This window comes from Actinoplanes sp. CA-131856, from assembly GCF_050956135.1.
In the GTDB taxonomy this organism is placed as follows: Bacteria; Actinomycetota; Actinomycetes; order Mycobacteriales; family Micromonosporaceae; genus Actinoplanes.
The window spans coordinates 3,697,593-3,711,003 of the sequence record NZ_CP191849.1; the positions used below are offsets into that span (position 1 = coordinate 3,697,593).

Consider the following 13,411-nt stretch of genomic DNA (forward strand, 5'->3'; position numbering starts at 1 on the left):
GATGGATCTGTGAAGACTCTTTCCTGTACGCCTGAAGGGGCGCCCCGGCCTCAGGGCGCCCCACGAGATCAGGACGGGATGACGACGTTCTTGACCTCGGCCATGTACTTATTGCCGGCGGCCACGGCCTCGTCGGAGGTGCTGCCGTTCTGGCGGGCGTTCAGATAGGCGGCGTACCAGTCCCACCAGTCGTGCGGCGGAGCCACCGCTTCGAAGGCGCCGTGGTGCTCGGCGGTCTCGTGCAGCAGGTCGGCCAGGGCCGCCACGTCACTGTTGCTCACGGTTCTCTCCTCAAGTTGGTACGGCCAGCATGGCGTACCCGTCCGCCGCGCCGAACCCGTGAACACCCTGGTCCACCCCCGGGAGGTCTAAATCGTCTTACCTTTGGGTAGCCCGGGACCATGTCCTCCGGAACCATTCGCACCGATGTCCCGGCCCGGCTCGACCGGCTGCCCTGGGCCCGGTGGCACTGGATGATCGTCATCGGGCTCGGCACGGTGTGGGTGCTCGACGGCCTCGAAGTGACGATCGTCGGCAACCTGTCGGGCCGGCTCTCCGAGTCCGGCAGCGGCCTCGACATCACGCAGAGCCAGGTCACCGGCTTCGGTGCGGCGATCTACGTGCTCGGCGCCTGTTGCGGCGCGCTGTTCTTCGGCTGGCTGACCGACCGGTTCGGCCGCAAGAAGCTGTTCATGGTCACCCTGGCCGTCTACCTGTTCGGCACCGCGATGACCGCGCTGTCGTTCGACCCGTGGTGGTTCTTCCTGTTCCGCTTCGTCACCGGCGCCGGCATCGGCGGCGAGTACGCGGCCATCAACTCGGCCATCGACGAGCTCATCCCGGCCCGGTACCGCGGCCGCATCGACCTGATCATCAACGGCACCTACTGGGCCGGTGCCGCGTTCGGCGCCCTGCTCACCGTCCCGATCCTCACCCAACTGCCGGTCGGCTGGGGCTGGCGGGTGGCGTTCGGCCTGGGCGTCGTCCTGGGCTTGGTGATTTTGCTCGTACGTCGCCACGTGCCCGAAAGCCCACGATGGCTCTTCATCCACGGCCGCGGTGAGGAGGCCGAGGCCCTGGTCTCCGACGTCGAGAAGACGGTGGAACGCGAGGACCACGTCAAGCTCGAGCCGGTCGACCGCTCCATCGAGATCCACACCCGGAAGACGATCGGTTTCGGCACCATCGCCAAGACCCTGATCACCCGCTATCCGAAGCGGGCCGGCCTGGGCCTGGCCCTGTTCATCGGCCAGGCGTTCCTCTACAACGCGATCACCTTCGGCTACGCGCAGATCCTGCAGACCTTCTTCGACGTGCCGTCCGGCAGCACCGGCTACTACTTCGCCGTCATCGCCGTGGGCAACCTGCTCGGCCCGCTGCTGCTGGCCCCGCTCTTCGACTCGGTCGGCCGGAAAATCATGATCACCGGCACGTACGTCCTCTCGGGCGTCCTGCTTCTCGGCACCGCCTGGCTGTTCAGCGCGGGCGTGCTGAACGCGGTCACGATGACGGCCTGCTGGTGTGTGGTGCTCTTCTTCGCGTCGGCCGGCGCCTCCTCGGCGTACCTCACCGTCAGTGAGATCTTCCCGATGGAGACCCGGGCCCTGGCCATCGCGTTCTTCTACGCGATCGGCACCGCGGCCGGCGGCATCACCGGCCCGCTGCTCTTCTCCGGCCTGGTCGGCACCGGCAAGGTCGGCGACACGGTCCTGGCCTTCGTCATCGGCGCCGCCGTGATGATCGCCGGCGGCCTGGTCGAGGCCGTGCTGGGCGTCAAGGCGGAACGCAAGAGCCTGGAGGACATCGCCACGCCGTTGACCGCGGCCGAGGCGAAGTAATGGGTGGCCCACCTCGTCCCCGGCCATGATCATGGTCTGGTGCGGAACATCGAGACGATCACATTGTGGCGCCCGACCGGCCCCGAGGAGCTCGCGTTGGTCGAGGCCTCCGGCCGGCGGGCCTGGCCGCCGCGTCTGGAGGACCAGCCCATCTTCTATCCGGTCCTGAACGAGGAGTACGCCACGATGATCGCCCGGGACTGGAACGTTCCCGCCTCGGGCGTCGGTTACGTGACCCGTTTCGAGGTCCGCAAGTCGTTCCTCGACCGGTACGAGGTCCACCAGGTCGGCGGCCGGACCATCCTCGAGTACTGGATCCCGGCCGAGGACCTGCCCGACCTCAACGCCAACATCGTCGGCGAGATCACCGTCGTCGCCGAGTACCGCTGACCGGACGAGCGTTCGAGTCTTCATGCGGCCGGGGCGCTCTGATCTGCCTCACCCAGCATGCCGGCGAGCATTCGGGACCTCCCCGCCGGCCACCATCACCCGCCGGTGATGGGAAGCGGCGCTGAAGATCACCTATCAATCCGTTGCCGTTTCGGTGCCCAGCGTGGTCAACTGGCTCTCACCTGCGGGAACAGGTGATGATCAGCTGGGGGGGTGACGTCATCACATGTCCGACCATGCGGTGCCGGCGTTGCCTCGCGTCCTTGTCCGGCGGAGTCGTCTTCACGCTGAGTTGGACGCCGGTGTCCGTGGAGCGGTGACGCTCGTGCGGGCCGGCGCCGGCTGGGGCAAGACCGTGCTGATCGCGAGCTGGGCCCTCGGCCGCTCCGAGCCGGTTCTCTGGTTGTCCCTGATGGACCGGCACAACGACGCCGCCGTTCTTCGGTCCGAGTTGACCGCCGTGCTCGGCGCCGCGCCGCCCGGGCCGGCGGTGCTGGTCCTCGACGACCATCAGCGGCTCGTCGACGACGCGGCCCTGGCCGCGTTGGACGCCGTGGTGCGCGACTGGTCGCCCCGGGTGCGCGTGGTTCTGGCCGGGCGCGGCGAACCGGCTCTGCCCACACACCGCTGGCAGGCCGCCGGTGAGCTGACCGTGATCGGCGCCGGGGCGCTCGCGTTCACCGAGGCCGAGGCGGCCGAGCTGGCCGAGGCGGCCGGCAGCCCGCTCGCGCACACCGAGGGCTGGGCGGCCGGGCTGCGCCTGGACGACGCCGCGGCCGGTGACTACCTCGACGGTGAAGTGCTGCGCGGGCTGTCCGAGTGCACCCGCCGGCTGTTGGAACGCGTCAGCGTGCTGAGTTCGGTGCCGGCCGGACTGGCGGCCGAACTGTCCGGCGAGCCGCGGGCCGGGCTGATTCTGGACGGGCTGGCCCGCGCAGACGCATTCGTGACGGGCGATTCCGAGCGGTTCCATCTGCATCCCCAGCTGCGGGCCACGTTGCTGCGCCGGCTGCGGCAGGACGATCCGGGCCAGGTCCGGCGACTTCACGGACAAGCGATGCGGTGGTACGCCGTCCATGAACCGCAGGAGGCCCTGGACCACGCGCTCGCCGCCGAGGACTGGACCGCGCTGGGCCGGCTCGTCGTCGGCGCCGCGGCGCCGCTGATCGTGTCGGCCGACCGCAACCGGCTCTTCGCGATCCTCGCGCAGGTGCCGTGGCCGGTCTTCAACCAGGATGCCGAGCTCGCTGTCTGCGGGGCGCTGCGCCTGTTCGCCGAGGGCGACTACGCGGCCGTGCCGGAGCAACTGTCCCGGGTCGAGCGCCTGCTCGTCGGCCGCTCCGGGCCGGACCGGCTGATGGCCGAGACCGCGGTCCGGCTGCTGGAGGCGACGCTGGTCAGCCGGGTCCGGGGCGAGATGCCGACGCTCGTCGAGCAGACCACGCGGATCCTGCGCCGGCTCGCGACCGTGCGGCTGGAGGAGATGCCGTCGGCCCACCAATATCGGGCCATCGCCATCGCCAACAAAGGCATCGGGCTGTTCTGGGCCGGCCGGGCCGACGCCGCCGAACGCTATCTCTGGGCCGGTCTGAGCGCCGCCCGCGCCAACAGCGTGCAGCTCGTCGAGATCAACATGCTCGGGCACCTGGGCGCGCTGGCGCTGGTCAACGGATCCCGGCAGGACGCCTGGCAGTACGCCGCCGAATCGCGCCGGCTGGCCGAGCGGCACCGCCTGGAGACCACCCCGCAGGCCACCCTGGCCTTCCTGGTCGAGGCGTTCGTCTCGATCGAACGCGACGACGTGGCCGGCGCCGAGGAGGCCCTGCGGCAGGCGCTGCACTGGGCGCCCTATCCGCACGAGGCGGCGCTGGTGACCATGACCGGTGTGGCCCGGACCCACCTGTTGCTGATCCGCGGCCAGCCGGAGGCGGCCCGCGACGCGATCCGGCAGACGCGCCACGAGTGGCCGGACCGGCTCGACGCCCCGCTGCTGCGCCGGTGGCTGAATCTCACCGAGTCGGAGGTCGATCTCGAGCTCGGCGACCCGGGCGCGATCGTGGCCCGGTACGGCACGGTCGGCGAGCAGAAGCTCTTCGCCGCCGAGCGGGCCTCGCTGGGCCGCGCCCTGCTGGCCACCGGCGACCTCGACCGGGCCGGTGAGCTCTTCCACCGGGCCACCGGCGGCCGTGACCCGCTCACGGCGATCATCGCGTGGATCGGCATCGCCCTGGTCGCCGAGGAGCGGGGAGAGGAGGCCGAGGCCATGAAGGCGATCGGCCGCGCCGACGAGCTGGCCGCCAGCGACCGGATCACCTGGCCGTTCCACCGCTTCCCGGGCCGGTCGGTGGCGGCCCTGCGGCAGCGCCGCCGCCTCGCCGCCGAAGCCGGCCCGGGTCGCGCCGACCCCGCGGTGCCGCCGCTGGCCGAGGCCCTCAGCCACCGCGAGGTCGAGGTGCTGCACTTCCTGCCGACCCTGCTGACCGTCAACGAGATCGCCGACAGCCTGAACATCTCGGTGAACACGGTCAAGGTCCACTTGCGGGCCATCTACCGCAAGCTCGGCGTGGGCCGACGCCGCGAGGCCGTTCTGACCGCCCGTGAGCGCGGGCTGCTCTAGGCTTTTCCCAGCACCTTGCCGAGGACCTCGCGCAGCGTCGCCGGTGGGTCGTCGACCGGGCCGTCGCTGCGGAAGCAGACGTAGTTGTCGGGGCGCAGCAGCACGCAGCCGGCGTCGCCGATCTCGCGCAGGCGGGCCCAATCGCCGTACGGGTCCTCGTAATCGGCGCCGGGGCCGATCGTGATGGCGTCCACGTCGTGGGCGCGGGCCGCGGAAACCCAGGCCTCGCCGCCGATTCCGGTGAGCAACGTGAAGCGGCCTTTACCGCCGAGGTCCAGTGTGGACAGCTTCGTGTCGCCGCGGGTGACCCAGGCGTGCGGGACCTTCGCGCCGGGCCACGTCGTGGCGTGGTGGTACAGCTCCTCGTCACGGGGATTCGTGGGAAACGGTGTGCCGTCGGGGATGACGGCCTCCGAGACGTACCTCTGGTCGAGCTCGACGCCGTGGGTGTTGAACTCGTAGTTCTTGAACTCGATGGCCTCGCGGAGCGCGCGCCGCTGCTTCTCGGCCTCCGGCGTGGGCAGCTTGCGGGCGTCCATGTTCGCGCGCAGCTGGGCCGGGTCGTCGGTGGAGAGCAGGCCGAGCGCCTCGAAGACGCGGCCGGTCTCGCCGATGCTGCGGTTGGCCCGGTCGACGATCTGCTTGCCGATCGGGGCCCGCTCGGCCGAATAGGTGTCGAGCAGCGCCGGGCCGGCCGTGCCGTCCAGGACCAACTTCACCTTCCAGGCCAGGTTGTACGCGTCCTGGATCGACGTGTTGGACCCCAGGCCGTTCGACGGTGGATGCCGGTGGACGGCGTCGCCCATGCAGAAGACCCGGCCCCGGTGGTACGTCTCGGCGTACAGGTGATTGACCGTCCACGCCGAGGACGACTTGATGGTGACCGGCACGCTGTCGTCGCCGATCAGGTGGTGGGCGATGCGCCGGGCGTACTCCTCGGTGAGGTCCGGCGGCTCGCCGTCGATGTCGTAGCCCCAGACGATGAGCCATTCGTGCCAGGGGCGCACGCAGCGGACCAGGCCCATGCCGATGCCGCCGACGTCGGAGCCGGTCTGCAGCACCCAGTAGAGGGTGCTCGGGCGGTACGCCGTGTACCTGGTGAGGTCGGCCTCGAAGACGATGTTGATGCTGCCGGCCACGCCCATCCGGCCCACCATGGGCAGCCCGATGTCCTCGGCCACCTTGCTGCGGCCGCCGTCGGCGCCGATCAGATATTTCGCGCGGATCTGATATTCGTCGCCGCGCAGCCTGTCCCGCACGGTCGCGGTGACGCCGTCCGCGTCCTGCTCCAGGGAAAGGTATTCGGTCTGGAAGCGGAACGCCGTGCCCCGCGCGATGGCGTTGGACGCGAGCACCGGCTCCATCAGGTGCTGCGGCATGTCACAGATGCTCGACGGCGAGGCGAGCGAGTGGTCGGCCAGCCGCGACGGGTGCGTGTACCAGGTGTGCAGCCGGCCCAGCTCCTCACCGGCCAGGCTGGTGCAGAACGTGGTGTCGCCCATCAGGTGCTGCGGGGTGGCCTGGGCGATCACCTGGTCCTCGACGCCGGCGTCGCGCAGCACCTCCATGGTCCGCTGGTTGGTGATGTGCGCGCGGGGGGTCTCGGACAGGCTCGAATATTTGGTGACGACCATGGTGCGGACGCCGTAGGTGCTCAGCAGCAGCGCGGCGGCGCCACCGGCCGGGCCGCTGCCGACGATGAGAACGTCAGTTTCCAGCATGGTCGGGCCCCAATCGGAAGGTGAAGGCGACGCGGCGGGTGCCGTCCTGGCCGACCGGGAAATCGACGATCAGGTCGTCCTTGACGCCGAAGACCGCGTCGGAGTCGAGGTAGGGCCCACCGGCTACGAAGAGCTGGGTGACGAGCCGGCGGAACCCGGGTGCGCTGATCATGAAGTGCAGGTGCGGCGCCCGGTAGGGATGCCGGCCGGTGGCCCGCAGCATCCTGCCGACCGGGCCGTCGTCGGGGATCGGATATTCCGACGGCAGGATCGACCGGAACCACAGCCGCCCGTCGTCGCCGCTGCGCATCCGGGCCCGCAGCACCGGGCCCTCGAGGTCGGGCAGCTGCACGTCGTAGTAGCCGTCCTGATTGGACTGCCAGACGTCGACGGTGGCGCCCGCCACGGGCCGCCCGTCGAGGTCGGTGATGGCGATGTCGGCCCGCAGCGGGGTGCCGGGCAGACCCTCGGCGAGGTCGGCGCCGTGCTCCTTGACGGGCGGCCCCTCGACGTAGAAGGGGCCGAGCACGGCCGACGGGGTGGTGTCGGGGGAGCGGGAGTTGCTCAGCAGGTCGACCGCGCTGGAGATGCCGAGGGTGTCGCTGAGCAGCACGAACTCCTGCCGGGTGGGCGAGCACAGCTGCCCGGTCTCGGTGAGGAACCCGATGGCGGCCGTCCACTCGTCCTCGGTGAGGTCGTTGTCGGCCACGAAGCCGTGCAGCCGGGTGACGAGGTCGCCGAGCAGTGCGGCGAGCCGCTTGTCGGTGGCGTTGGCGAAGCTGGCGACCACCTCCGAGGTGAGCCGGCTCAGGCCCGCCGCGGCCGAGGCGGGCCGGTCGCCGCGCCAGGCCTCGGCCAGGAGACCGCGGATGCCTTCCGTGGTCGGGATTCGCGGGTTCGGATACGGCGTCCGCGTGGCCTCCTCGGCGACCGTGTCGAGGGCGGCCTCGGGAAGGCCGAGCTGGGCCAGCGAGGTGGGCGCTCCGAGGCGTGCCGCCAGATCGAAGATTCCGGCCGCCGCGTCGGCCACGCCGAGCGCGGCGGCGACGCGGCGCATGGCGCCGGGTGCGGCCGCGGCGTTGTAGGCCATCACATGCGGCAGGACGACGGCGTGGGTCTCGGAGTGCGGCAGGTTGAAGGAGCCGCCGAGCGCGTGGCAGAGCTTGTGGTGCAGCCCCATGCCGACCGAGCCCAGGCAGATGCCGGCCAGCCAGGCCCCGGCGAGCGCGTCGGACCGGGCGTCGAGGTCGTCCGGCCGCTCGGCGACGCGTGGCAGCGCCCGCGCGAGCCGGGTGATCGCGTCGAGGGCGAAGCTGTCGATCGCCGGGTTGGCCTGCGGCGAATAGAGCGCCTCGACGGCGTGCGCCATGGCGTTGAGCCCGCTGGTCACCGAGAGCCCGGCCGGCAGCGTCCGGGTCAGCTCCACGTCGTAGATCACCGTCGTGGGCTGAAGGGCCGGATCGCGGCGCGTCGTCTTCACGCCACCGTCGGTCTCGCCGAGGATCGGCGTCATCTCCGAGCCGGCGTACGTGGTGGGAACCGCGATCAGGGGAAGCCCGGTCCGTGCCACGAGCGCCTTGCCGAGCCCCGTGCTCGACCCGCCGCCGAGCGCCACGAGACAGTCGGCGCCGTGCTCGCGCACCGCCTCCAGCGCCCGCTCGGTGACCTCGACCGGCGTGTGCATGGCCACCCCGTCGAAGACGGCCTCGATCCCGGCCACCGGCCCGCGCGTGGTGAGCAGCAGCGGGCGCGACGCGCCGGCCCGGGCGATCTCCTCCGGCAGCCGGCTGAGCGTCCCCGCCCCGAAAATCACCCTCGACGCGTGCGCGTCGTACTCGAACGACTCCACGTGCCCAGTGTCAGCCCGCCACGGTCACCCGTTCCTGCACAATTCCGCTGCACATTTCACGCGCGGCGCAGGGCGGCCGGTGTGGTGCCGAGATGGGCGCGCAGTACCCGCGTCAGATGCTCCTGGTGGGAGAAGCCGCAGCGCTGGGCGATCTCGGCGATCGGCATGGCCGTGCGGCGCAGCAGGGAGCAGGCGGCGTCCAGCCGGCGCTGGATGAGGAACTGATGCGGCGACAGGCCGGTGCGCGCCTTGAACTGCCGGGCGAACTGGCTCACGCTCAGGCCCGCGGCGGCCGCCAGATCGGCCAGGGGGAGCGGCTCGCCCAGCCTGGCCTCGATCAGATCACGCACGGCGCCGACCTGACGGTCGGAGAGACCGGCGCGGGCCGGGCGGCGCGTTGCGGTCGCGGTCTTCGGTCGTACGCTGTGACGCCGGGCCAATTGCGCGGCAAGAGCCCGGCCCAGATGGTCGACGTAGGTGCGGGCCGACGGCTCCCACCCGCGCAGCACGCCGTCGAGGGTCAGCAGCAGCTGCTCGACGAGCGGGTCGAGGCTGCCCAGCTCCTCGGCCAGCTCGACCGGGTCGCCGTCGTGCGCCTCGCGGAGCATGGCGTCGGTCAGATAGGCGTGCACGGTGTCGAGCTGGCCGCCCAGCTCGACGGTGAGCTCCTTGCCGGCCGGGTGCACGAAGAGGCCGCCGGGCGGCACCGTGCGCTCGCGGGTGAGACCGAGATGCCCGCGGCGCACGGTGACCGGGCCGTTCAGGTGCAGGATGACCAGGTGGCTGCCGGCGCCGCCGAAGGAGGCCTGATAGGGCTGTTCGCGCTGGGTGGAGACGTACAGCTGCTCCCAGCCGAGACCGCGGCTGGTGCGCTCGGGATGAACCCACGACTGGCGAAGAATGCCGTTCGTGTCGGCCACCGTCATCTCCGTCATCGCCACGTCATAGCCCCAAACCGTTGATCAAATCAACCCAGCACCCGCAGCGGCTTCCCCTCACGCCAGGCCGCGATGTCCTCGACGACCTGCTCGTACATGGTGCGCAACCCCGACTCGGTCACATAGCCCAGATGCGGCAGCAGCACGGTGTTCGGGGCGCCCCGCAGCGGGTTGCCCAGCGGCAGCGGCTCCTCGTCGTAGACGTCCAGCCCGGCCCCGGCGATCGTCCGGGCGGTGAGGGCGGCCACCAGGGCGCCCTGGTCGACGATCGGCCCGCGCGACGTGTTGACCAGGATCGAGGTCGGCTTCATGGCGGCCAGCTCGGCCGCGCCGACCAGGCCCGTCGTGCGCTCGCTGAGCTTGAGGTGGACCGTCAGCACGTCGCTCTCGGCGAAAAGCCGGTCTTTGCCGACATAAGCGACGCCCGCCTCCTCGGCCCGCTCGGGCGTCAGGTTCTGGCTCCAGGCGATCACCCGCATGTCGAAGGCCTGCCCGATCCGCGCGATCTGCCGGCCGAGCCGCCCGAGCCCGAGCACGCCGAGCGTGCTGCCGGCCAGATCGGTGCCGACGGTGGTCTGCCAGCGCCCGTCCCGCAGGGCCCGGTCCTCGACCACGACGTGCCGGCGCACGGCGAGGATGAGCGCCCACGTCAGTTCCGTGGTGTTGGAGCTCTTCGTGGACCCGTACATCTGGGTGCCCGTGACCGTGACCCCGCGCTCAGCCGCCGCCGAAAGGTCGATGGCGGCGTTGGCCATGCCCGTGGTGACCAGAAGCCGCAGGTCAGGCAGCTTGGCGAACAGCGAGGCCGGGAAGGGCGTCCGCTCCCGCATGGCCACGACGACGTCCGCGCCGCGCAGAGCGTCCGCCACCTCGTCCTCGCCGTCGAGATGCTCGTGAAGCACCTCGACGTCGGCCTGGAGGGTGTCGAAGGCCCCGTACTCCCGAGCCACCCGCTGATAGTCGTCCAGCACGACAATCTTCATGGTCGCCACCGTACGGGGCGGACGGCGCCCGTGACGGGTGCCTCTACGGAGTTTCGGCGGCGCTCCTGATCTGGCGCAGAAGGTCGAGGTAGACCGCGCCGACCGCCGTCTTCACCGCGATCCCGTCGGACAGGACGGTCCACTGATGGGAGCCTGATCACTTCCTTCGAACTTCCTGAGAGCCGGAGCGTGGCTCCCAGTGAGTCCCTTGTCGAGGGACCCGCCGAAGGAAGGGAAACAATGCTGAAGACGGGTAGACGCGCCGGGTTCCTGGCGACCACGCTGTTCGCGATCGGGGCGGTGCTGGCCTTCACGGCCACGCCGGCCCTCGCCGTTCAGCCCGGTGAGGACGCCACGTGGGCGCCGGAGATCGAGAATGACACGGCGCTGCGGGCCGGCGATACCATCTCGGAGGCCCGGGATCTCAACAACGGCAACCTGATGCAGGTCTGGCGGGGGTACGGCAACTCGAACATCTACATCGCGATCAACCACAGTGTGCCGTTGCAGCTCCCGTCGACCACGACGTACGCGGCGCCGCGGGTGGTCTGGACCAATGACGGCTTCTTCGTCTTCCACACCGGCACCGACGGCTACATCTACTACCGGCGCATCCCGGTGCCGGCCAACGCCGACAACGTCAGCGGTAACTGGACCCGGGTGCCGAACAACGCGCGCACCGAGAACACCCTGTCCCCGTCGGTCACCCGGCTCAACGGCAACCAGATGTACCTGACCTGGGGTGACGCTGTCGGCCTGCAACAGTGGGGGATGTTCTTCGGCGGGGCGTGGGCCGCTCCGCAGCAGTTGCCGTACGCGCAGAGCTACACGGCCAACAGCGTCACCTTCAACCCGAGCTGGAACCAGCTGGTCTCGATCCACCGGGGTACCGACGGCCAGATCTACTGGCAGCGCCAGACCTACGGCACCGGCCAGTGGACGAACCCGGCCCGGCTCGGCACCCTGAACACTCCGGCCGCCGGAACGCCCGCGGTGGCGCTGACCGACAACGGCTCCGGTGAGGTCGCCGTGTGGCTCAGCGGCGGCGCCGTCGACCCGCAGACCGGCAGCGCCCCGATCCTGCTGACCCAGATCTTCGCGAACGGCGCCTGGAGCGGCGCCTGGTCGGTCGCCACGGGCAACGTCCCGACCTCACACAACCTGTGGCTCACCGCGATTCAGAACCGGATCTACCTGATCAACACCTTCTACACCGGGTACGTCTACTGGAAGCGCTCCTTCCAGAACTGACCGTGGTGTCGACCCGGGCCGGCCGGTCTCATGTGGCCGGTGCGGTGGCTGGCGGCTGATAGGCGTCACGGGCGAGGGCGGTCAGCTCGGTCAGGCCGTACGGCGGATCGTCGCGCCACCAGGCCAGCCACACCGGGATGCGCGGGGCGTCGCGGACCGCCCGATAGGCGACGCCCGGCCGCGGGTTCTGGTTGGCCGTCGCCTCCGACGTGACGCCGACCGCCTGCCCGGCCGCGATCAGCGTCAGCCACTCGTCGACCCCGTGCGTCTCCCGCGTCGAGGCCGGCCCCGAACCGGCCGGCCACAGCGAGGCCGTGGTCGTGCCGGTGCGGCTGTCCAGGGCCACGGTGTAGCGGGCCAGGTCGCTGATCCGGACCGTGCGGCGGCGGGCCAGCGCGTTGTCGGTGGCGACCGCCGCGTAGCGCGACTCCGTGCCGATCAGCGCGGTCTCGAAGCGGTCGTCGTCGAGGGACCGGCGCAGCACCGCCACGTCGGCCAGCCCCTCGGCCAGACCCGCTGTCACCGTGCCGGACTGGACGAAGACCAGTGGCACGTCCGGATGGAGCCAGGCCTTCTGGAGCCGTCGCGTGTGCTTGCCCAGCGCTGCCCAGGCGTACCCCACCCGAAGCTCCGAAAAGGACCGGGTGGCGGTCAGGGTGAGGTGGGCGACCTCCGACAGCACCCGCCGGGCGATCGGCAGCACCCGCGCCCCGGTCGCGGTCAGCGACACCTGACGGGTCGTGCGGTGCAGCAGGCGGGCCCCGAGCGTCGCCTCCAGCGCCGCGACCGCGCGAGACACCGACGCCTGGGACAGGCCGAGCTCGGCCGCGGCGTCGGTGAACGTGCCCGCGTCGGCCACCGCCACCAGCGCCTCGAGCTGCCGCAGATTCATGCGCCCAGCGTATAGACCGGCCCCCGGGCGCATTTCTCATCGGCGTCCGCGGCGCCGAAGCTGGCGAGCATGAACGCCAGAACCACCGCGGGCATCGCCACCATGCTCACCAGCGCCGCCAGCAACCAGGCCGGGGCGGCCGTGGGCGCGCACGCCTTTCCCACAATGGGACCGGCCGGGGTGGTCGCCGTGCGCCAGATCGTCGCCGCGGCCGTCCTGCTTCCGGTCGCCCGCCCCGACGTGCGCCGCTTCACCTGGGGGCAGTGGTGGCCCGTACTGCTGCTGGGCCTGGTCTTCGCCACCATGAACCTCAGCCTCTACACCGCGATCGACCGGATCGGCCTCGGTCTCGCGGTGACGCTGGAGTTCCTCGGGCCCCTCGCGGTCGCCCTCGCCGGATCGCGCACCCGCCGCGATCTGCTGTGTGCGGCCGTCGCCGGGGCCGGCGTCTACGTCCTCGTGCTTCCGGGCCCGGCCAGCGACTTCACCGGTGTCGGGCTCGGCCTCCTGGCGGCCGCCTGCTGGGCCGCGTACATCCTGCTCAACCGCCTCGCCGGACGCCGCCTGACCGGCCTTCAGGCGCCCGCGGTCGCGACCTCCGTCTCCGCCCTGGCCTACCTTCCGGTCCTTCTGACAATCAATTCCCAGGGCTTGCCGTACGCCGTGACGGCCGGCCTGCTGAGCTCGGTGGTGCCCTATGCGGCCGACCTCGTCGTGCTCCGTTTCGTCCCGTCCCACCTGTTCGGTGTCTTCATGAGCGTGCATCCGGTGATGGCCGCGCTGGCCGGCGTCGTCCTGCTGGATCAGGGCCTGCCCGCCCATCAAGGGGTGGGCATCGCCCTGGTCGTCACCGCGAATGTCGTTGCCCTGACACGCGGTTCATCAATGTGGCGAGCGCGCCAAAAGGCGGATCAAGGTTAGTGGACTCCATG

General features: G+C 71.0%; 11 protein-coding genes. 5 read left to right on the top strand and 6 right to left on the bottom strand.

Translation table 11 applies throughout. The features are described 5' to 3' along the window. Positions 1 to 68: 68 nt before the first annotated feature. The gene (locus tag ACQP2X_RS17200; RefSeq protein WP_498659623.1) at positions 69 to 281 is read right to left on the bottom strand and encodes a bleomycin resistance protein; all 213 of its coding nucleotides are present in this window, start codon (positions 279 to 281) and stop codon (positions 69 to 71) included. 120 nt (positions 282 to 401) lie between these two features. Here ACQP2X_RS17200 and ACQP2X_RS17205 point away from each other — a divergent pair, with 120 nt between their 5' ends. From ACQP2X_RS17205 to ACQP2X_RS17215, 3 genes are all read left to right on the top strand, one after another. Next, on the top strand, positions 402 to 1,838 hold the full coding sequence (locus ACQP2X_RS17205; protein ID WP_498698140.1) for an MFS transporter: 1,437 nt from the start codon (positions 402 to 404) through the stop codon (positions 1,836 to 1,838). 39 nt (positions 1,839 to 1,877) lie between these two features. Next, positions 1,878 to 2,228 (top strand): ADP-ribosylation/crystallin J1, encoded by a 351-nt coding sequence (locus ACQP2X_RS17210; protein ID WP_498698141.1) that lies wholly within the window; start codon positions 1,878 to 1,880, stop codon positions 2,226 to 2,228. 316 nt (positions 2,229 to 2,544) lie between these two features. Continuing rightward, positions 2,545 to 4,845, top strand: a complete 2,301-nt coding sequence (locus tag ACQP2X_RS17215) for a helix-turn-helix transcriptional regulator (RefSeq protein WP_498698142.1) — start codon at positions 2,545 to 2,547, stop codon at positions 4,843 to 4,845. Here ACQP2X_RS17215 and ACQP2X_RS17220 read toward each other — a convergent pair. From ACQP2X_RS17220 to ACQP2X_RS17235, 4 genes are read right to left on the bottom strand one after another with little or no spacing between them, the layout of a single operon-like run. Continuing rightward, on the bottom strand, positions 4,842 to 6,566 hold the full coding sequence (locus ACQP2X_RS17220) for an FAD-dependent oxidoreductase (protein WP_498698145.1): 1,725 nt from the start codon (positions 6,564 to 6,566) through the stop codon (positions 4,842 to 4,844). The two genes, ACQP2X_RS17215 and ACQP2X_RS17220, sit on opposite strands and share 4 nt — an antisense overlap. Further along, positions 6,553 to 8,415 carry a maleylacetate reductase and hydroxyquinol 1,2-dioxygenase domain-containing protein gene (locus tag ACQP2X_RS17225; protein WP_498698147.1) on the bottom strand — a complete coding sequence of 621 codons (1,863 nt, stop codon included), beginning with the start codon at positions 8,413 to 8,415 and terminating at the stop codon, positions 6,553 to 6,555. Before ACQP2X_RS17225 ends, ACQP2X_RS17220 begins: the two co-directional genes overlap by 14 nt. Positions 8,416 to 8,471: 56 nt before the next feature. Continuing rightward, positions 8,472 to 9,350 carry a helix-turn-helix domain-containing protein gene (locus tag ACQP2X_RS17230; RefSeq protein WP_498698148.1) on the bottom strand — a complete coding sequence of 293 codons (879 nt, stop codon included), beginning with the start codon at positions 9,348 to 9,350 and terminating at the stop codon, positions 8,472 to 8,474. A gap of 32 nt (positions 9,351 to 9,382) precedes the next feature. Further along, positions 9,383 to 10,336, bottom strand: coding sequence for a D-2-hydroxyacid dehydrogenase family protein (locus ACQP2X_RS17235; protein ID WP_498698150.1), 954 nt, complete (start codon positions 10,334 to 10,336; stop codon positions 9,383 to 9,385). Between the two features lie 240 nt (positions 10,337 to 10,576). Between ACQP2X_RS17235 and ACQP2X_RS17240 the strand changes: the two genes are divergently transcribed. Then, a complete protein-coding gene (locus tag ACQP2X_RS17240) occupies positions 10,577 to 11,587 on the top strand; it encodes a hypothetical protein (RefSeq protein ID WP_498698152.1) in 1,011 nt (336 codons plus the stop codon). A gap of 28 nt (positions 11,588 to 11,615) precedes the next feature. Here ACQP2X_RS17240 and ACQP2X_RS17245 read toward each other — a convergent pair whose 3' ends face one another. Beyond that, the gene (locus tag ACQP2X_RS17245) at positions 11,616 to 12,479 is read right to left on the bottom strand and encodes a LysR family transcriptional regulator (protein WP_498698154.1); all 864 of its coding nucleotides are present in this window, start codon (positions 12,477 to 12,479) and stop codon (positions 11,616 to 11,618) included. 69 nt (positions 12,480 to 12,548) lie between these two features. On the opposite strand from ACQP2X_RS17245, the gene ACQP2X_RS17250 reads away from it, so the two are divergent. Beyond that, a complete protein-coding gene (locus ACQP2X_RS17250) occupies positions 12,549 to 13,400 on the top strand; it encodes an EamA family transporter (protein WP_498698156.1) in 852 nt (283 codons plus the stop codon). The last annotated feature ends 11 nt before the right edge of the window (positions 13,401 to 13,411 follow it).